4 protein-coding genes are annotated in these 21,601 nt (G+C 65.6%); 2 read left to right on the top strand and 2 right to left on the bottom strand.

From position 1 onward, the window contains the following. Nucleotides 1–3 precede the first annotated feature (3 nt). Together E4K65_RS02005 and E4K65_RS02000 are read right to left on the bottom strand one after the other, a co-directional pair. Nucleotides 4–16,746 (bottom strand): leukotoxin LktA family filamentous adhesin, encoded by a 16,743-nt coding sequence (locus E4K65_RS02005; RefSeq protein ID WP_135172675.1) that lies wholly within the window; start codon nt 16,744–16,746, stop codon nt 4–6. A 71-nt stretch (nt 16,747–16,817) separates the two neighbouring features. Next, the gene (locus E4K65_RS02000; RefSeq protein WP_135172674.1) at nt 16,818–17,561 is read right to left on the bottom strand and encodes a hypothetical protein; all 744 of its coding nucleotides are present in this window, start codon (nt 17,559–17,561) and stop codon (nt 16,818–16,820) included. A 294-nt stretch (nt 17,562–17,855) separates the two neighbouring features. On the opposite strand from E4K65_RS02000, the gene E4K65_RS01995 reads away from it, so the two are divergent. Both E4K65_RS01995 and E4K65_RS01990 read left to right on the top strand, forming a co-directional pair. Continuing rightward, a complete protein-coding gene (locus E4K65_RS01995) occupies nt 17,856–18,881 on the top strand; it encodes an ABC transporter substrate-binding protein (RefSeq protein ID WP_167770453.1) in 1,026 nt (341 codons plus the stop codon). Next, entirely contained in the window at nt 18,878–21,571 is a 2,694-nt protein-coding gene (locus tag E4K65_RS01990; RefSeq protein ID WP_135172672.1) for a hybrid sensor histidine kinase/response regulator, read from the top strand. The genes E4K65_RS01995 and E4K65_RS01990 overlap by 4 nt, the downstream gene beginning before the upstream one ends. The last annotated feature ends 30 nt before the right edge of the window (nt 21,572–21,601 follow it).

The raw sequence follows: 21,601 nt of genomic DNA, 5'->3' as shown, positions 1-21,601 counted from the left end.
CCGCTACCACGCCTCCGCGAGACGGCTAACCGCCGGCCTCGCCGTCTCAACCGCCGCATCCTTCCAGCCGGTACGACCCGCGCGCTGCCCCTGACGGCGGAGCTTACGCATGTCGCTCAATCCCTCGATATTGACGGCGGGACCGGAACCGATGGTTTCGACCGGCCGCGGCGTCAGCAGCGCATCGAGACGCGCCTGGCCGGAGAGGCCGAGCAGGTAGAACGTCCCGCCGTCCTTCTTCGCCATCCAGGTCTCGATGCTCTCGCTGCCCTCGCCGTCGACCGAGATGTTGCGCGCCATGCTGGCGCCGGTGAAGTTGTTGCAGCAGATGTGGGTCGGCCCGTAGTTGGTGACGGTGGCCGAGACGTCGCCGGTGTAGAACACCACATAGGCATTGCTGACATTGGCGTTGCCGACCTGGCTCATCGTGAACACGCCGCCCGGCTGGTAGAGCTGAAGCGTCGGCCAGTTGGACGGCGCCGGCGTGCGGTTGTTGAGCAACACCTGCTGGGTGGCGGTGGTGAGCATCAGCTGGCCCGGCACGTAGCCGTTCAGGATCGCGACGGCGTGCGCGTCCGTCCAGAAATTGGCGTCCACCACCCTGAACTGGTTGACGATGATGCTGTCCGGGTCGATCGAGATGTTGGCGGACTTCGCCACGCCGCCGTTGTAGCCGGTGACGTTCAGGATCAGCGGAATCGGCGGGTTCGAGCGGATCTGCTCGCCCTTGACGTTGATCGTGTCTGCCGCCAGGTCGAGCTCCCTCACGACGCTGACCCAGCCGATCGTCAGGTCACCCGACGAGGTCATCCTGACGGTGTCGCCGCTGATCCGGTCGAGCGAGACCGATCCGGCCACCTCGAAACGCGTATCGCCGTGCGCCGAGATCGATCCGCCGCGGAGCGAGCCCGTGTCGGACTTGACGTTGAGGTCGCCGGCATCGCCCGGGATACCCGTCGTGGTGAGCTGGCTGAAGACGATGTCGTTCACGGCATGCAGGGTCTGCGTGCCGCCGCTGATGGCGGTGCCAACGGTGATCCCTCCGGCCGTCGCGGTGACATCGAGCCTGCCGCCCGCGTTGAGATTATCCCAATGAACGACCGTGCCGCTCAAGACCGCGTTGCCGGTCGAGGCCGTGAGGTTATGCCCGGTGTTGGTGCCCGCCGCGATCAGCCGCGCCGAGCCGTTGGCCGAGACCGAGCCCAGCGTCGGCACGCCGCCGGCCATCACCGCCTGCGCCAGGATGAAGCCGTTGTCGGCGTTGACGTTGATGCTGCCGGCATCGCCGTTGATGCCGGTCGCCGTCAGCGCGTTGAACGTCACGTTGTCGCGGGCGTGGATGGTCTGCGTGCCGCCGCTCTGCGCGGTCTGGAACGTGATGCTGCCCTGGCTCGCCGTCGCGCCCAGCGTCGTTCCGACGTTGAGGACGTTCCAGTTGATCGGGCCGCCGCCGGCCGTCAGCAGCCCCGAGCCGGTCGTGGCGGCGAGCGTGTCGCCGGTGACGGTCGTGGCGGCAAGCAGCGTCGCCGAACCGTGCGCCGAGACCGAGCCAAGCGTGGTCACGCCGCCTGATGTCACAGTCTGGGCCAGGATGAAGCCGTTGTCGGCCGTGACATTGATGTTGCCGGCGTCGCCGCTATTGCCGGTGGTCGCGAGCGACTTGAACGTCACGTTCTGGCTGGCGTGGACCGTCTGCGAGCCGCTGCTGTCGGCGGTGCCGATGACGATGCTGCCGTTGTTCGTGACGGCGCGGAAAGACCCGCTCGCACCGGTCGCAGTGCCCGCCAACACCTGGTCGAGCGTCAGGCCGCCTGTCCCGAGGATGTCCACGCTGCCCTTCACCGCGGACAGCAGGCTCGCCTCGGCGTCGGTCAGGGTCTTCAGGTGGATATCGCCGGCGCTCGCGCTCGCCGACAGACGGGCGGCGCTGAGGGTGAGCCGGCTCGTCGTGTTGCCGATGCCGTTCGATGCGTTCAGCGAAAGCTCGGCGCCGGAGCCGGACGCGACGAACTTGGTCTGGCCGTCACCATTGTCGATGATCGCCCCGAGCGAAGCGACGCCGCCGGCGGTGACGATGATCGAGGGCGCGTTCGAGGCCGCCGCGTAAGATTGCGACGAATTCAGCTGGCCGATGGTCGCATCGCCCGTGGTGGTCACCGAGATCAATCCGGCCGCATTGATGGCCGAATAGGCGCCCATCGACAGCGTCGCGGCGACCAGCGTCACGCCGCCCGAGCTGCTGGTCGCAACCACCGGCGCCGCGCTGGTGCCGGCCGCGAAGGTCATGCCGCGGTTGGCGAGCAGTTGCATCAGGCCAGCGCTGGTGATGCTGGTATTGATGGTGAGCGCGCCGCGCGGCACGTTCAGCGTCAGGGCGCCGCCGGCCGTCAGCGCCCCATAGGCGCCGCTCGTGCCGACGGCGAGATCGCCGGCGACCGCGAGGATGCTGAGGTCGCCGACCGCCGAGCCGGTCACCGCGCCCGAGATGTTCACTTGCAGCGGCTGGAAGGTCGAACCGTTGAAGCCGATGTTGCCGCCGGCGCGCAGGTCGAGGTCGGCGCCCAGGATGTGGATCGCCGTACGATCCGTGAAGTCGGCTTCGGCGTAGATGCTGCCGGCCGCAGCGAGCTGGATTGCATTGCCGGCCGAGATGTTGCCGAGGATGAGATCGCCGGTGGTCTGCTTCACATAGATGCCCTGCGCCGACGAGACCTGGTCGAGCTGGTCGTTGCTCGGATCGGCGAACGCGATCTGAAGCGCGTTCGTGTTGGTCGCGGGATTGCTTCCGGCGGCTCCGGGGGCACCGACATTGCCGCGCTCCGCGATCAGGGTCAGGTTGCCGATATCACCTGATATGACCGGCCCGCTCACATTGGCGAAGATGCTGGTCACGGCGTCGAGCTTGACGTCGCCGCGGCCGGTCACCTGGATGCCGTTGGCCTGCGCGGCCGCGATCGGACCGTAATTCGCGGTGACGCCGCCGAGCGCGAGGCTGTTCTTGCTGCCGAGATAGATATTCGTCAGCGCCTTGGCCGAGATCGCGATCGGGTTGTCGACGACCACGAGGTTCTGCTGCGACAGGCTGACCGTATAGGTCGTGACATGGGTCGTCGGGTCCGTGACCGCGCCGACGGTGAGCTGGCCGGGACCGGCGGTCGCGAGCAATCCCCTCTGCTCCGGCGTCAGTGATGAGGAATCGACGCTGGTGAAGGTGAACGTCTGGGGCGCGGCCGAATTGCCGACCGAGCCGCGCGGCGCATAGAGCATGATCTGGTTGGCGCTGACATTGGCCACGACGTTGTCGTCGATCGGCGGCGGCGCCGCGCCGACGGCCGACGACGACACGGTGTAGGCGAGCTGGCTCTGCGTCCACTGCGAGCCCGCGGTGATGATGCTGTAGACCCGCTCGGTCGATGCAAGCGTATAAGTGTAGGTCGAGCTGAAATGGCCCGGTTGCAAGACGGCCTGGAGCGCGGCGTTGGTCGGCAGGAACTGCTGATTGATTGCCACGCCGTCGAACAGCTTGGTGAACAGGGTCGTCGAGAGCGAGCTGCCGAACAGCGACGCCAGCGGGTCCGCAGGTGCGGTTCCCATCAACGTGGTCAGCGAGCTCTTGAGCTCGGCGGTGCTGATCTGGCCGAGCAGGAACTGATCCTTCAGGAACCGCGTCGTGGCCTCGACCTGCATCTGCGTCGCCGTGACATTGGCGGGATCGATGCCGAGCTTGGCCGCCACCTGCGCCCGCAGCACGGTCAGCCCCACCGAGGTCGGGTTGTAGGTACTGCCGTTCGTGAACGCGATGTTCTTGAGCTGGAAATAGTCGTTGTAGGCCGACGTCACCATCGACTGGTAGCTGTTGACGGCGTTGGTGGCGGCGTTGCCGCTGAGCAGGTCGAGGCTGGCCCAGACGTCCTGCAAATGCTGGCTCTGCGCCTGGGTGAGACCGACCGCCGCCCGGCCATTGAGGATGCTGGCCTGGTTGCCGTCGGAGCCGGCGGCTTCCAGGAAGACCGGACCACCGGTCGACCGGATCGTGCCGAGGCGGAGATCGCCCTTGGACTGCACGATGTAGGTGCCGGTGGCCGAGGCGCTGTCGAGCACGCCGCCATCGACGGCGCCGCTCGCCTGAATCGTCCCCGTCGCCTGGATCACCAGCGGATTGATGTTGGTCAGGGTGGAAGCGCCGTTGACGACGGCGCTCGTCGCGCCGATGGCACCGGCGGTGGAGTTGATCTCGATGTTCTTGCCGATCACGACGGGATTGGCGACGTTGTAGGCGGACGCCGAGTTGATGTCGCCGGTCGCCGAGAGGAAGACGCTGCCCTGCGGCGTGCCGCCTGCCGAATTCACCTTCACGTGGTCGATCGACAGCGAGCCGGTGGCCGCGATCGCGATGTCGCGGTCGATCGTATCGGCCTTCAGGCTGCCGCCATAGACCTGCACCTGGACGGGAACGCCGTTCGTGCCGCGCGTGCCGATACCGCCATCCGCCGACAGCGTGACGTTCTTGCCCGAGATCATCGGGTTGTTGGCGTTCGCGCCTGATGTGATGGCCGAATTGGCGCCGGTGGCGATGACCGTCGTGTCACCCGAGAGGTTGTTGATCGGCCCGTTGATGACGATGCCGGAATTCGAGGTGACATTGACAGTGCTCGCGCCACCGCCGCTGAACTGGATGTTGATCGGGTTCGAGGCCTTGACCGTGTTGGTCAGCGTTAGGGTCAGGTGATCGTAGATCTGCTGGAACCAGTCGTAATGACCATCCGCACCGCAGCACAGCCCAGCCGACGTGTTGTAGCCACCGTTATGATAGCTGCCGGTCGCCGTGACCACTTCCTGGAAGTTCGCGGTCTGCAATCGGCCGGTGTTGCCGCCACCGCCCGTGGCCTGCATCACGTTCTCGACGAGGCTGACGGTGCGGGTCCAGTTGTCTCCGGACGCGTTCGGCGTGTAGTGCCAGCCGTAGTCGAACTGCGTGCTGGTCGTCGGACGATCGAGCGTCGCCGTATCGACCCACTGGTAGTACATGTTGGGCTTCACGGTGTACTGGATGCCCGCTGTTCCGCTCATACCGGCCAGCATCGCGGCGGTGTACGAGCTCGCATTGACGCCGGCTGTCCTATACGTCGACACCTGCTGGCCGCCCGACGCGGAGGGATTGTAGACGTACCACGTCGTCTGCTGCTGGAGCTGATCGACGATCTGGATCACGCTGGGCGCACTGACGCCGGTGTTGATGGTGTTGGTGACGAGCTGAAGCCCAGTCGTGTTGTTGACCGTGATCGTGCCCGCACCACCCTTGACCGCGATCGTGCCCTGGGAGGTGCCGTCGGTCGAGGTCGAGATGATCTTGCCGTTCAGATAGACGTAGCCGCCCGAGCCCTGCACCACGCCGTTCACCATGATCTGGTCGGTGAGTGCATTGTACTTCACGCCGATCTTGATATCGCTGGAGAACTGCGTCGTCGCAGCCGCCGTGATGTCGTAATAGCTGCCGTTCCGCGCATTGGCCTGGGCCTGGGCGAAGTCCGCGCCATTGTTGCTGGTCTTGAGGCCGTTGATGGCGGACAGCACTCCGCCGCCGATATCGACCGAGTAATTGCTGCTCGTGCCGCTCTGGATGAGGCCGTTGACGTTGATGACCCCCGCCGAGATGATGATCGCCTGGCCGAGAATGAAGGGCCGATCCGTGGGGTTCTGGTACCCCGAAGGCGTGGTCGAGGCCCAGTTCGTGCTCGCGTTCGTGTTCGCGGTCCTCGGCGTGATCACGTCGTTCTGGATATTGACGACCTGGAAGTAGGCCGAGCACCTGTCGCAATTGAACGGCGAGTAGTACGTGTCCGTGTGGGTCGAGGTCGAACCGTCGGAGTGTGTTGTAACGGTGTCGTGGGTCGTGTTGCTGAAAACGCCCTGGCCGGCATAGGTATTGCGCTCCCACGGCGCGGTCGAAATCGGCTGGACCGTCGGGCCTTCCATCGCCGCAAGCGTGGCGGTGCTGCCCACGCTGCCGCCGCCTCCGTTGGGCGAGCCGTTGCCCATCGGCAGGAAGATCGCCGAATAGAGCGACAGGCCGTCGTAATAGGTCATCAGCATGCGCGCGGTGAAGACCGTGCTGTTGGCGGCCGTCTGCTGGACGCCACTATGGCCGTCGACGCAGCAGTAATAGAAATACGGGTGATTGCCGCCGTCGCCGATGTGCGGGCTGTACGCGTAGGCGCCATAGGCGCCGAGATAGGTCGCCGCCGCCATCACCGCCGTCAGTGTGTCGTTATCGGCCGGCTTGTATTCGACACCGGCCCATTGCGAGGTGACGTCGTGGTTGGAGCTGTAGAAGCTGCCGACGCCGCCGAGGAAGATGAACGAGCCGTTGGGCGCCACCATCTGGATGGTCGCGGCGTTGAGCGACTGCGACGCGACGACGCTGCCGAGCTGGCTGGTGATCTTGAGCAGGCCGTTCTCGTTGGTGACGATGCCGTCGAAATAAATGTCGGGCTTGCGCGTCAGCTGGTTGCCGTTGCCGTCGACCCCGAGCCCGGTGCTGGGATCGACGCGGTTGTAGGTAGCCGAGATGTCGATGATCGGCGTCGCGCTCGGCGTGGCGGTGAAGGTCACGTTGGAATGCGAGTCGGGGTCGACATGGTCGATCTGGCGGTAGGTGATGTTTCCGCCGGTCACATTGGTAACCGTGAGGTTCGCGAAATCCATGAAGTCGAGGCCGCGGTTCTCGACCCTGATCGTCGGCGAACTCTGCGCAGTGACCGATGGCGCCGTGTGACCGGAGAGGCTGTTTCCGCTCAGCTTCTGCGCCAGAATCGAGACATTGCCGGCGGACACCAGGATGTCGCCGAACGCGAAGGCGTTGCCGGCGGCGTCGGAAGTATAGGGCGCCTGCTGGATCAGGGCGTTGATCTGGCGCTGCACGTCGCCCGTCGGATCGGCGCCGGACGGCGCCATCGTGGCGGGATGTGTCGACGTCGACGTCGCGAGCTGGGTCCGGATCTGCGTCGCGGTCTGGCCGGTCAGCGTGACGAGCTGGTTGACGATGTTCTGATAAGGATTGAAGCCCCCGACGATGGTGTACTGGATCGTCTGGTGGTTCCAGCTCTTCACCGGGCTGAAATGATCGACGTCGGCGACGTATTCGAGGGTGGGCGGCGACGACAAGTCGGGCTTGAGCGGCGAGTAAGGACTCGTCGTACTCAACGTCGGCGCACCTGCACCAAGATCGATCGTGATGGTCACGTCGTTGTTGATGCCCGCGACCACGAGGCCATTGAGCGCGACATCGCCGGTTCCGCTGGTATGGCTGTGGTTGTCGCTGTTCTTGGCGCTGAAGATGTCCAGATACGGATTGTAATTGCTGCCGTTGCCGGACGCGGTGACCTGCCCTTGCGTTGCGCCAAGGTAGATGTCCCGTACGCCGAGCACACGCGAGCTGTCGGCAAGCGTGAGGCTTGAGTCGTTCGCGGCATTGGCCGTGCCGCGATACAACGTGGAGATCGGAATGGCCGTGTTGTTGTAGACCACCGTCGTCGCGGTCGCCTGCACGCTGCTGAAGGTGATGGTATCGCCGGACATGCCGGCATAGATGTTGATGTCGCGCCAGGCCTCGATTGTCGTGCTGCTGCCGACGTTGACGGCCTGGTTGGCATGGACCCATGTGTTGGTGCTGGCGCCGACGCCGGCGATCGCGCCGTAGAGACTGGCGTTGGCGTTGTTGGACGCCGACATCGTCGCGGCCGTGCCGACGAAGATCTTGCCGACGCTGAACAATTCGCGGGCATTGATATTGACCGCGAGCGTGGCGTTCGCCGTCATGTTGGACTCGGCGCCACCGCCGGCGAAGAAACTGGCCGTGGCCAGGCTCGCCGTGTCCTGGGTGTTCAGTGTGTTGTAGGCCTCGATATCGATCACCCCGGTCGCCGTCCGCGGATCGCCGTTGAGGCTCAGGATCGTTCCGGCGCCGATATTGGTGGTGACGTACTGGGTCACATGAGAGTCGCTCAGTGCCGCAGCCCCCGAGAACGAGCCGCCGGAGCCCGAGCGTGCGCCGCCACCGGCCTGGTTGACGTTGTCTTTGGAGATGACGACGATGTTGCCGCCATCCGTGTTGATGATCAGGTGCGTGCCGATCTCGGCCGTGGTGGTCGAGGTGACATCATTCTGCGCCTTGCCGGCGGAGACGCCGGCCGTGGACGCCTGATAGGCATCACCGCTGGCCGCATAATTGGTGGTGTGCGTGGCCTTGACGCTGAGGCCGCCGAAATAGAGCGTGTCATCCGCGGTGCCGCCGTCGAACCGCGCGTTGGTCACGGCGGTCGAGTTGGTGGTGGCGACCGCCGCCGCGCCGGCATAGGTGCCGCCCGCGCCGACCTTCGCGTTGGAGACATTGGTATCGGTGCCGGTCGCCGTGATCCGGAGGATCCCCGTATAGCTTCCGTGGTTCAGGGTAGCCATGTCCGCGGGCGCGCCGAGATAGGCGTAGGTGTGCGCGCTAGACGACGTCTGCGCGACGGTGGCGCCGAGCGCCAGGAACCCGGTCGAAAGGCCGGTCCCCTCGGCATATTGGGCACTGTCGTTTTCAGCCGCGATGGTCACGTTGGCATTGGGAAGCCTGATCCCCGTTCCGCCGTACGCGTTGACCGTGGCGTTCTCGGACGCCTGGGCCAGGCTGCCCTGCGCGCCGATCAGCGAGCCGCCGCCGCCGGCGAGCGCCTTTGCCCATGCCGTGGTGCCGCCGGTCGGAACCAGCGCCATGGCGGTCACGGCGAGCGCACCACCCGAGAAGCTGACGTTGTCGCCGACATCGGCCGTAACCGTGGCGCCGACCGTGGACTTGGCGATGGCAACGCCGACGGCACCGCCGCCGACCGAAACGCCGATCGCTTCGCTCGACAGATTGGGCGTGATCGATGCCGACACCAGCGTGCCGATGTCGGTCGCGGACGTCGTGATCGAGGCACTGCTGCCGATCTCCGCCAGCACGGACGAGTTCTCGTGGGCCTCCGCATCCGCACCGACGCCCGCGACGATGCCGCCGCCGAGCGCGGTAGCGGTCGTTGACAAGGTGCCGGCGCCGGATGCGCCGACCGCCAGAGTCGTGACGTTGACGGTGGAGCCGTTCAGAACCCTCGCAGCGACCGAGCTCGTTCGGCTTGCCGTTGCGACCGAAGCGCCGACAGCGACTGCGCCGCCGGTGACGCCGCCGGTGAAGACCATCTGGGTCGTCGAATCCAGCGCCATGACCGCAGCGCCCGTGCCGGTGCCGCCCGTTCCGGTGATCTGGCCGCCAAGCATCGCCACCACGGAGTTGCTGACATTGCCGACCGCGACAGCCGCATCGGCGCCGAAGTAAAGCGCCGCACCGCCGGCGATCGCCTCGGTGTCGATGGTCTTGCCGGCATAAGGTCCGGTGGTCGCGTCCTTGACGACCGCGGCAACGGTGACAACCGGTGCCGAGACGGCCAAGGGCGTATCTGCGGCCACCAGCACGCCGGAACCGTTGCGTCCGTAGTCACTCAAATTGGCGAGCACGGTGCTGTTGACGCTGGTGTAGCCGATGCCGGCGCCGATACCGACATTCTTGGCAAAGCCCGCGCCGAGCAGATACATCTTGGCTGCGTTGGCGCTGGTGGCGGCGACATTGACCTGCGTGCCCGTGACATTGCCGCCCGCGATCTGCGCGACGACGGCGTCGTTGCCGCCGCTCAGCACGCTGCCGACGTCGTAGGTCGAGCTGACGTTAGCGCTGTTCGGATTGCCGGCCGTGCCGCTGGCGACTGCGTTGCTGCCATGCGAGTTGTTGGTGCCGTTGTTCACCGACGCGATGGTGCCGTTGTTGCCCTGATTGAGCTGGCCGGTCTGCTGGCCCTGGGTGTCGGCATCGGCGGTGTTGGTGCCGATGATAATGACGCCGACGGTCGCGCCGATGCCGACGCTGCCACCGATGCCGGCCGTCACTGCGTAGGACAGCACTTCCTTGGTGCTGAGCGCGCTGACGTTGATCGCACCGGACGAGTTCAGATTGCTGTTCCAGCTCTCGGCAACGGTCCGGCTCTTGAACACGATGACGTTGGCCGCAGCGCCGACGCCGACGCCGGCCCCGCTGGCGCCGACCGCGAGTGCGCCGGCGATCTCCTTGATCGCCACGTCCTCGGTCGCATTGATGGTGACCGCGCCGGCTGCGCCGCCCGTCTGCGACTGCAGCGTGGTGTCGTAAACGCCGGCGATGGTGGTGTTGTTGGCGATCTCGATGTTCGCCATGCCCGCGATCGCGGCCGTCCCCGTCGAGAGCGCGCCGCCGATGGCATAGGCCTCGAAGCGGTTCTTGGTGTAGGCCTCGACGTCGAGCGCGCCGCTCAAATTGAGCGCGGTCGTGTGTGCTGCGCCATTGCCCTGATAATGGAATTCGTCGCCGACATAGGCCTCGGTCCGGTTCGAGGAGACCTGGACCAGGAACGCCGCGCCGATCGCGGCCTGGCTGCCATAGGCGCCGGAGCCGTTCGCGGAGAAGATGCCGGTGTTGTTGGTGGCGTTCACCGTCAGTGACGAGGCCGTCAGCGCGCCGCCGTCGACATAGGCTTCCGTCGTCGCCTGGAAGATGTTCAGCCCGACCGAGCCGGTGTTGAACCCGATCGCGATCGAGGATGCATCCTGCTCGGCATTGGCCTTCACGGTGACGGCGCCGACCGTCGCGCTCGACGACTGCACGCCGCCGACCGTGGCATTGGTGATATAGGCGAACGTACCGCGCTGCATCGTCGTGCTGATGATGGTGGCGCCGCCGCCGCCGTTGCCGGTCGGAGCCACGATGCCGGCACCGAACGCGCCCGAATAGGAGAAGCTGGATGCGGCGACCTCGATCTGCGGCTTCAGCGTCGAAGAGGTCAGGCGCGTGTCGAGGGCCGCGCTGTCGATATAGGCGCTCGTCACCCCGCTCATCACGTTGGTGATCGGGTTGATCATGATGGAAATGCCGCTGCTCGCAGCGACCGACGCGACGTTGGTCACGACCGCCTGGTGCGAGCTCGCGACGACGGCAAGGCCGCGCACGGTGTCCTGGTTTTCGGTGAGGTCCGGCGTCGTGTCGGTCGGCGCATGCGCGGTGCCGAGATCGAAGGCATGCACCAGCGAGCCGTTGTTGACCGACAGCGTATCGGTGCTGCTGGTCCCGAGCGCGTCGACCTTGGTGTTCGCGCCGCTGATATAGGCCGCGGTGGTCCCGGTGATCCGGTTGGTGACCAGCGACCCCGCACCGCCGGCCGCCCCCTTGCTGATCGACACGGCACCGGCGAACACGCCCGCCTTGTCGTTGTTGCCGGCGATCACGGCGACGTTGTTGGTGGCGGTGACGTCGGCGCCGTTGACACCGTTGGTGCCGGCGGCGGTGATGCTGGCGGTGACGTTGGTCCCCATCAGATTGGTGGCGACCGAGCCGGCCAGCCCGACCTGCGAGGACATCGCGATACCGACGGCGACCGTCGAGATGCTGGCGTTCGAGTTCGCACCGACGGCAACGTTGCCCGATGCGGTCAGCTTGGAGCCGGTGACGCCGGCGCTGACATTGTTGGCGATGCTGCTGTAGACGAGCGCCAGGCCCGCGGCACTGCCTTGCGTCGAGGCGCCCGCGACGGCGGCGGTTCCGGTGATGCTGGAATTGTCGGTCGCGGAGACGGAAATATTTTTGGCCGTGATGGCCGATTGCGACGCGCTGGACAGGTTGTTGCCGATGGCCGCCGAAACAGTATTTGCGATGCTGCTGATCGTCGTGCCGCCGACCCCCGCAAACTGTCCGGTCGCCAGACCGAAGCCGATGGTGACCGACTGGATCTTCGAGGAATCGACCGCACTCACGCTGACATTGCCGTTGACACCCGCCGTCAGCAGCACGTTGGCGATATAAGCCGAATGCGTCGTTGCGATCGTGTCGTAGACGATCGAGGCGCCGACATTGTTCTTGCCGGCCTGGATGAGGCCCGCAACGGAGATGATGCTGGCCCCCGGACCGTTGCCCGCGCCCCCGTTGAGTGCAGCCGCGCCGAAGTCGATGCAGTTCTGCCCGCCCGTGCCGCCGGCGACCGTGCAGGTGTCCTCGGCGAGATGATTGTTGTTCGACTTCTTGACGAGGTTGCCGAGCGCGGTGTCCAGCGCCGACACCGCGCCGCTGTCTGCCAGCACCGTCACGCGTCCAACGTTGATGTTCACCGTTGCGCCGCTGTTGATGTAGGCGGTCGTGGTGGGCGAGATCTCGCTGACGACGATCGCGCCCGCAAGCCCGTTGGACCCTGCCCCGCCCGAGGCCGCACCGGCCGCAATCACGCTGGCGCTGTCGGCCATGACCAGCAGCGTGTCATAGTTCGAGATCGAGGTGCTGCGGATGTGCGCGTCGGTCGCGTTTCCGCCTGAGGGATCGGCGATCGACGCATAGGTCAGTCCGATGCCGACGCCGGCTTGTCCACCCGTGATATAGAGCGAACCGCCGCCGATCGCGATGTTCGTGGTCTGGTAGGCGTCGACCTCGAGCGCGCGATTGACGCCGGTGGCTTGCCCCGTGATCGTCGAGCTCTCGATATAGGCGTTGGCGCTATCCGTGATGATGCCGACCGAGGCCGACAGCGCCGCAGAATTGGATTTCGATCCCGCCACGCCGATGGCGACGACGGTCTCCGAGCCGCCATTGAGCGCCTGCACCGTCACCGAACTCTGGTTGTTCACGGTGGTGCCGTAGATGTAGGCGAGCGTCGCGTTGTTGGACATCGCCGCCGCGATCGCGCCGCCGATCGCAGCCCCCTGGGCAGACCCTCCGGCCAGATTGAGCGCCGCAGATCCGGAACCATTGTTGAGCATGGTGTCGTTGAGCGCCTGAACGATCGTATTGGTCAGAACGGCGCTGGTCGTGGTGTACTTGTTGACCGTCGTATTCTTGATATAGGCGCTGGTGCCGAGCGAGACGTCGCTTACCGACGAGCTTCCGGCGAGATCGAGGCTGAAACCGCTGGTGCTCGATCCAGAAGTCGAACCGATCTTGCTCGCAGCCGTCCCGACGCCGGCGGTCCCGCCGGTCGAGGCCGCCCCGGCGGCCCCCGCCTTGTCGGAGAAGCTCGACGACGCCGGATCGGAGACTGATGCCGCGACGGCGGCCGCGGTGATGCGCCCGGAGGTGGTCGCGCTGATCGTGAGATTGTCGACATTGACCGATCCGCTTCCACCGCCAGTGCCGGCAAAAGGATCGTTGGAGCCGAACACGCCGGGCCGGATGTCGGAATGGTTGTCGCCGATATAGGCGGAGGTGTCGGTATTTGCGCCGAGATAGGCGACCGACAAGCCGACCGCCGAACCGCCGCTCCCGTTATAGCTCATCGCGCCGGACAGCGTCACGACCGACAGATCCTGCTGCGCCAGGATGCCGACGGTCGGTGCATAGACGGTGGCCTGGCTCGAGATCGACGCATGCGTCGTGTTGTTCAGGAAACCGAGCGAAGTGATGCCATTCAGCGCCAGCGTGCCGGCAGCCTTGCCCGACGACGGTGCGACAGCGACGAACCGGTCGGAAGTGATCGCGTTGACGGCGATGTCGTCCGCCGCACGCAGCGTCGCGCGGTCCGAAACGCCGGCGATGGTATTGGTGTTGAACTGGACGAGATTGAGCGCGCCGCCGACGGAGGAGCCGCCCGAGGTGTTGCCGAACAGGAAGCCGAGCGTGCCGACATTGCCGGCGGCGTCGATCGACGCCGTGGTCGTGGTCGCCGCGATTTGGAGGCTGGCGTTGTAGGTATGGACGTCGCCATTGTCCATCCCGACCGACCAGCTGCTGCCGCATGTCGCGGTCGTGCAAGTCGCGGTCAGGCTGGCGCTGCCGGCCACCCACGCAGTCGTATTGTTGTTCACGACGAAATGGTTCAGCGAGCCGGCGATGCCGATCGTATCGCCGGCGTCCGCGGTGGCATTGGCGTAGCTGGTCAGGATGTTGCCGCCGACGCCGAGATTGCCGTTGAGGTGGCTCAGCACCGCGCCCAGTCCATCCCACTTCAGCCAGGTGTTGGTGATCGGCAGTTCGGTGGTGGCATCGACGGCGATGTTCGCTGCGTTGATCAGCGTGCCATTGCCGACATAGGCGTTCGAATTATGCGTGAAATTGCCCCAGGCGACGGCCGCGCTGATCGCGGTGCTCTCGCCGGACACCGGATCCTTCGTGATCGCGCTGGACGTCGCATTGCTGCGAACGCCGCGATCGATGACATTGCTGGCAACGGCAACGTTGCCGCTGGCATAGATGCTCGGCGCGCCGCCGCTCGGATTCTGCGCGATCGCGGCGGTTGCGCTCTGCGTGCTGTTGGCCAGCGAGAGCGCGCCTGCGACCTTGAAATCGAAGCTCAACGGCATCAGCGAGCCCATATGGTCCCTGATGATCGACGTCGGCGAGGTGACGGCGCGCAGTCCTCGTTCGATCGCCGCGATCAGCGCCGGCAGGCCGGCGATGGACGAAGCCATCGTGGAATTTAGCGTGGTGTCGGACGTCGCTTCGACCAGAACGGATCCGTTCATCCGCGTGTTGACATCGGTTCCGAGCGATGCGCCGAGCGTTGCGGTCGCGGACGTCGTGATGTCGCTGATGGCGAACGCGCCGCCGACAGCACCGCTCGCCCCCGTTCCGGGCGCCGCAACCGACGTTGCGCTGGTCGAGAACGAGTTGTTGTTGATCGCGCGCACCTTCAGGGTGCTGCCGCTCGTGTTCACCGTGCCGGCAGCAAGATGCGCGCCGGTCGCGACGTTGGCGGTCGTCGTCACCGATCCCGTGGAATAGGCCACCGTCGGGACGATTTGCGCGCTGGTCGACGCCGCGAGGGCCGCGATGGCGATGGTCGCATCGTTGAGCGCCTTGATCTCGAGGTTGCCGCCGGCGTTGACCGTCGCGCCCGAGGCCACGTTGGTCGTGGCAGTGCCGTCGATCTTGCCGACGACCACACCGGCCGCGACCGGCGTGAGGCTGCCGAGCAAGGTGGAGGCGACCGCCGGATCCGACGCGGTCTCCGTGGCATGCGCGGAAATGGTGACATCGCCGTGGCCGTTGATGTCGGCATGGCTGTTGATGTTGATGGTCGCCGTGGCGCTTGCCGCGACATAGCCGCCATTGAGCCCGAGCAGCGAGGCGGCAAGCGTCGAGCCGACAAGCGCGAAATCACCGGCCACAGAACCGTTCAGGAAACTCGACACGGCCGTCGAGGTCGCGCTGATCGAGATGGTGCCGCCGGTGATCTTGCCGTCAACCGTGATCGACGTCGCGGCGGTGGCCTGGCCGGACAGCTTGATGTCGCTCGCCGTTGCCGTCAGCGTGACATTGCCGTCGGAATAGGTGGTTCCGCCGAAATTGACCGCCTGGGCCAGGATCTGCGCACCATTCTTGATATCGATGTTCGGCGCGTCGATGGTGATGTGGTTGGCATTGCCCGTCGAATGACCATTGACGTCGAGATGGCGGGTATCGACTACTGCGTGTGCCGCCAGGGTGATCGAATTGCTCGCCTGGATCAGGTAGGTGGCGCTGGAGCCACCGGTGATTCCACTGATGGTGTTCGCGATCGAGGTGTTCGACAGCGTCACGCCGGTGTCACCCTGGCTCGCATCGCCGACGACCACGTCGGTCGGGTCCATCAGCAGCGTGCCCGCCATGCCGTTCGGCGCGGCCAGGTTGATGCTGACACCGTTGCCGACGTCGATGATGCCGTTCGCGCTGAACTCGACGAGACCTGCATTGCCGGTCTTCGCGCTGGCGTCGAACTTGGCCCCGCCCGCCACGGTCAGGTTCTCGGTGGCCTTGAGGCGGATGTCGCCGGCGTCGCCTGTCTTGCTCGCGGCGCTGAGCCTGGCGTTCTTGCCAATTTCGATGTTCTTGCCCGCATCGACGGTAATGTTGCTCGGCGTTGCGGTCTTGCTGTGCGCGGTCAGACGCCCGTTGACCCTGGCGTTGTTGACCGCACCGATACGGATCGAGCCGTTGCTGACGGTGATCGCGCTGGCGCTGCGCAGGCCCTTGGAGTTGACGGAGGCCGCGAATTTTGCGGCGTGATCGAGATTGGCGATGTCGCGCTGGCTGGCGCCGCCGACATAGACGTTCTGCCCGGTCAGCCGCACGCCGTCCTGGGCATTGACCCGGCCGTAGATCCGGATGTTGCCGTCCGGCGAGACCGGGAACGAGCCCGCCATGAGGTTGCCGACCGCCGACTGGTTGATCACCCCGCCCGCGCCGATCAGACTGTCGGTGAACTCGCGCGTCGGCGTCGAGACGTTGAGACTGCCGACGTTCACCGTGCCGGAACGGCCGACCACGAACCCCTTGGGATCGGCGAAGTAGACGTTACCGCCGATCGCGCCGTTCATATAGGAGTTCAGCGTGCCGTTGACGTAGACCGGCGCGTCGCGAACGATGTTGACGAGGTTTTGCGTGCCGGCCGGCAGCTGCAGGTTGACGGTGTTGCCCTGCCCGACGCTGAACTGCGAGAACGAGTTGAAGGCGTTGTTGCCGGACACCGTCGACGTCGTGACGTTGGTGACGCTGCCGGAGGTGTGCAAGGAGGTCCCGGTGCGGCCATCCGGAACGATGACGTTCGCCGTCTGCGCCTGAAGGCGGACGCTGAACACCGGCAGAAAGACCATCTGCATCGCGCAGAGCAGCGACATCGAACGGAAGCGCGCAAGCCCCCGCAGCGTCAGCTCGTCATTATTTCGCGTCGCAGATGGTCCGCGCATTTCATATCCTCGTCATCGGCATTGGCGCCGATCCACAACCGGGTGGGAGAATGTCGTGGAAGCGTCCGGCATCAGAACTGGCCGGGCGGAAGCTTGAAGATGTCGGGGCTCTTGGCGTCGGCCACGTAGAACAGCAGGAGGCTGGTCGGCGTCAGCACACGCTGGTTCTCCTTGTTCTCGAACGTGCCCTGGAGCAGCAGGATCACCGAGCGGTCCTTGGCGTCGCTGCCGCGGAACATCACGATGCCGCCGGCAACAGGCATGTTGACCGCGATGGAATCAGGCTTGAAGCCTTCGCCCATGAAATGGGCGCGCAGGATATTGGCGTTGGAGAACAGCTTCTCCGCCGTCATCGCCGCGTCGGTCCCCTTCGACCAGACGGCGCCGACCTGGATCAGCGACTTGGACTTGTAGCCGAACACGTAGGAGAGCTCGGCGGTCCCGCCGTTCGGCAGCAGCTCTGGAACCGACATGAGGATGCTGTGCGTCAGCTCGGACGCGTTGTCCTGCGCCTTGATGGCGTCGGGCTTGGCGTTGAAGTCCTTGATCATCGCCGCACGCACGTCGGCTTCGCTCATGCCGAACTTGGCGGAGCGGAAGCCGTCGATCGCCTTGACCTTGTCATCCGCGCCGGCGCTCGGCGCCTCGGTCGTGGCCGCCGCCGGAGCGCCGGCTGCCGGAGCAGCCCCAGCCGCGGCAGCCTTCGGAGCCTGCGCGGCCTTCTGCTTTGGAACGGCGCCCTGGGCCGCCAACGGACCCGCAGCAACGGAGGTGAGAAGACCGACGAGGGCCGGAACGAGATAGATTTTGCGCATCGAAAACCTTCGAAACAACTTGAAAGAACGCTTCAAAAATCGGCAGTCACGAAATCGGCTTCTCCGAACCACCGTCGCACCCGAGACGGAAAATATTGCAATGCCACAAGGCGTTACAAAACATCACGGAGCAGACAAGGCTCGAAACAGCGACTCCTCAGCGGCGTAGGAATACGGTATCGGGTTGCCAAACGCTGCGAATGAACATTCACAAGCGCATTTTTTCATCAATTGTGGTTGCCGGCCGTTCGCGCTAAGCATCCGCCTTGGGGCAAGCATCATGCAAAGAATTTCATGAACGAACGGCCTTTCGCGGTCGATCGCCGCGGGTTCATTCGCCTTGCGAGCGCAACCGCTGCGGGATGGCTCGCGCTCGGCGCAACACCTGATCGCATGCGGGTCGTCGCTTCGCTGACGGCATTATCGCTCGACGACGAACTGACCAGAAGGAGCATGATCGAAACCCCGACCTCGCGCCTGGGTGGTCTCATCGTCGGGCTCAGGCAGCGAGGCTGGGTCGAAGGCGTCAACTTCCGCCTCGAACTCCGTTCGACCTTCGGCCCATCGGACAAACTGAAGGCGGCGATTCAGGAACTGCTGGAGCTCAAGCCGGATGTGATCCTGACGGGGTCGACGATCGAAACCGCAGCGGTCCTTGCAGCCACCAAGACCATTCCGATCGTCTTTGCGACCGCCAACGATCCTGTTGGCAACGGCTTCGTCGAAAGCCTTGCGCACCCCGGCGGCAACGTCACCGGCTTCACCAGCAGCACCGCCGAGATGGGCGGCAAATGGCTTCAGCTCGTCCGGGAGGCCGTGCCGGATGTTACCCGCGTCGGTGTCCTGTTCAACCCGGCGACCACACCTCGTGCGGGGCGTTTCTTTCTCGATTCGATCGAGCAAGAAGCTGCGACATCGGGAGTGTCCGTTGCCCCCGCCCCCGTCGGCGCCCCAACGGAGATCGACGAAGCCGTCAGCCGCTTCTCCGAACCGCCCAAGGCGGCAATGATCGCCCTCGTCGACAGCTTTCTGGTGGTCAACCGGCAGGCGATCGTCGCGGCAGCCGCCAAGTATCGCGTACCGACGATCTATCCCTTCCACTATTTCATGGATGCAGGCGGGCTGATGAGCTACGGGCCGACGCTGGAAGTCCGTTCGGCCGACTATGTCGATCTCATCCTGCGCGGCACCAAGGCCGGCGATCTGCCGGTGCAATCGCCGCGAAAATACGAGTTGCTGATCAACCGCACAGTTGCCCGCACGCTCGGCTTGACCATACCATTCACGCTGCTCGCACGCGCCGACGAGATCCGCGAGTGAACGAGACGATCGACCAGGGACATTTGCGGACGCCTCCCGGCCGGCTGTTCCGCAAATATCTCTACTCGATCGTCGCTCTCGCCTTTGCCGCGCTCGCCATCAACACTGGCTTCGACGTCTGGTTCTCCTATCGCGAGCAGAAGCAGCTCCTCGCGTCAACCCAGCGCGAGCAGGCAGCGTCGGCGGCGATTCAGATCGGCCAGTTCATCGGCCAGATCGAGAACCAGATCAGATGGCTCTCCCGCCTGCCCCCGGAGCTGTCGACGAACGAGGACGAGCGCCTGAACGCGATCCGCCTCCTGCGCCTCTCGCCCGCGATCGCGGAAATCGCCGAGCTCGACGCGCAAGGCCGCGAGCAGGTGCGCGTGTCGCGCCGCGTCGCGGACAGGATCGGCAGCAAGATCGACCTTTCCGCTTCGCCCGCCTTCCGTGGCGCCAACGAAAGCCGGACCTATTACGGGCCGGTGTACTTCTTCGGCGACACCGAGCCGTTCATGACGATCGCCGCGCGCGGCGTCGGCCGCGGTCCCAATGTGATCGTCGCCGAGGTCAATCTGCGCTTCATCTGGGACCTCGTCGCGGGGATCAGGGTCGGCAATACCGGCAAGGCCTATGTGGTCGACCGCATGGGGCTGTTGATCGCACATCCCGATCTGTGGCCGGCGCTACGCCGCAGCGATCTTTCGAGACATGCCGACGTTCGCGCCGCGCTCGATGGCGTCGGGCCACCGTCAGGCGGCCTGGTCAAGGAAGATCTGTCCGGTCAACGCGTGCTGTCGACCTATGCGACGGTGCCCTCGCTCGGCTGGGTGGTGTTCGTCGAGCTTCCGCTGACCGAAGCCTATGCGCCGATCTACGCGTCGATCGGCCGCTCGACGTTTCTCCTCGTCGTTCTGCTCGCCTGCGCGGTGCTGGTCTCGCTCTTTCTCAGCCGGCGCATGACCGTGCCGATCCAGATCCTGACGCAGGGCGCGCGCCGGATCGGCAGCGGCGATCTCGGCCTACGGCTCGCGATCAAGACCGGTGACGAGCTGGAGGCGCTCGGTGACCAGTTCAACCGGATGGCCGCGCATTTGCGCGAATCCTACGCGACGCTCGAGCGCAAGGTCATCGAGCGAACCTCCGAGCTCGAGAAGGCGCGCGACCACGCCCTCGCCGAGCATGACGCGGCCGAGCGCGCGCGCAACATTGCCGTCCAGGCCAACGAGACCAAGTCGCGCTTCCTCGCCGTCGTCAGCCACGAGCTGCGCACGCCGCTGAACGGCGTCATGGGCGTGCTGCAGCTGCTGGACGACGGCAGCCTCGGCGAAGCGCAGCGCCGCCACCTCGCCACTGCCGCCGCATCGAGCGAAACGCTGATCGCGCTGGTCGATGCGATCCTGGAATATGCCCGCCTGGAAGCCAGCGCCGAAACGCTGGAGACACGCGACTTCCGTCTCGGCCAGCTCATCGAGGCCGCCGCCGATCTGATGCGCCCGCAGGCCTTCGACAAGGGACTGACGTTCGACGTTGCCAGCGATGCGACGGTCAACACCTCCGTGCACGGCGATCCTGTCAGGCTCAATCGCATCCTGCTCAATTTGATCGGCAATGCCATCAAGTTCACCCCGCGCGGCGGGATCGGCTTGAAGGCGGTCGCCGAGCAGAACGACGATCACGTCCTGCTGCGCATCACGATTCGCGATACCGGGATCGGCATCCCGCCCGACATGCATGAGCGGATCTTCGAGGATTTCGTCCAGGCGGACGACAGCATCGCGCGGCGGTTCGGCGGCACCGGCCTCGGACTTGCGATCGCGCGGCGGCTGGCGCGCCTGATGCACGGCGAGCTGACGGTGGAGAGCACGCCGGGCGCGGGCAGCACGTTCACGCTACAGGTGCCGCTTGGCCGCGCCGCGAGCGGTATCGCGCAAGGTACGGTCCTGCCGCCGTCGCGGCGGCTCAGCGTGCTGCTGGTCGACGACGATCCCGTCAATTGCGAAGTCGGCGAAGCGATCCTGAACCGGCTCGGCCATCGCCCCACGATCGCCAGGAACGGCGCGTCGGCCATAGAGTTCGCCCGCGATCAAGTGTTCGACGTCATCCTGATGGACCTGCACATGCCCGACATGGACGGCGTGGAGGCGGCGTCGCAGATCGGCAAGCTCGGTCTGCCGAGGATGCCGCGCATCATCGCCGTGACGGCCGACGTGTCGGGCAGCGCCCGCGAGCGGCTCGCGGGCTCCGGGATCGCCAAGGTCGTCAGCAAGCCAATCCTGATCAATGCGCTGCGCGAGGCGATCGAGGACGATCCCTGGGACGCGCCGGCAGCACCGCAACTTGCCGCAGACGGATTGATCGACCGGCACTTCCTCGACGATCAGCGGGAGCTGCTCGGGCCTGCGCAAATCGAAAAGCTCCGCCATCTGCTGGGCGAGACCAGCGCAAGATTGATCGACGACGTCGCCAAGGCTGCGGCGGCCAGCGATCACGCGCAGCTCGCACGATCTGCGCACCAGCTCGGCAGCGCGGCGAGCGCGCTCGGGCTCGTCCGCCTGTTCGATCGCTGCCGCGACGTCGAGCTGGCGGCGCCCGCGATGTCATCGCCTGAGTACCAAAATGCTGCGCGCGAACTCGCCGAGCTTCAGCAGGCGTCGATGCGCGCGCTGGACGATCTGCTTCAGCCCGCCGAACAAGGTTCGGTCAGCTAGATTTGCCCAGATGGAGATCTTCGAACTTTG

The sequence above is a fragment of the Bradyrhizobium niftali genome, from assembly GCF_004571025.1.
GTDB lineage: Bacteria > Pseudomonadota > Alphaproteobacteria > Rhizobiales > Xanthobacteraceae > Bradyrhizobium > Bradyrhizobium niftali.
This window is presented reverse-complemented; position numbering and strand designations above follow the sequence as displayed.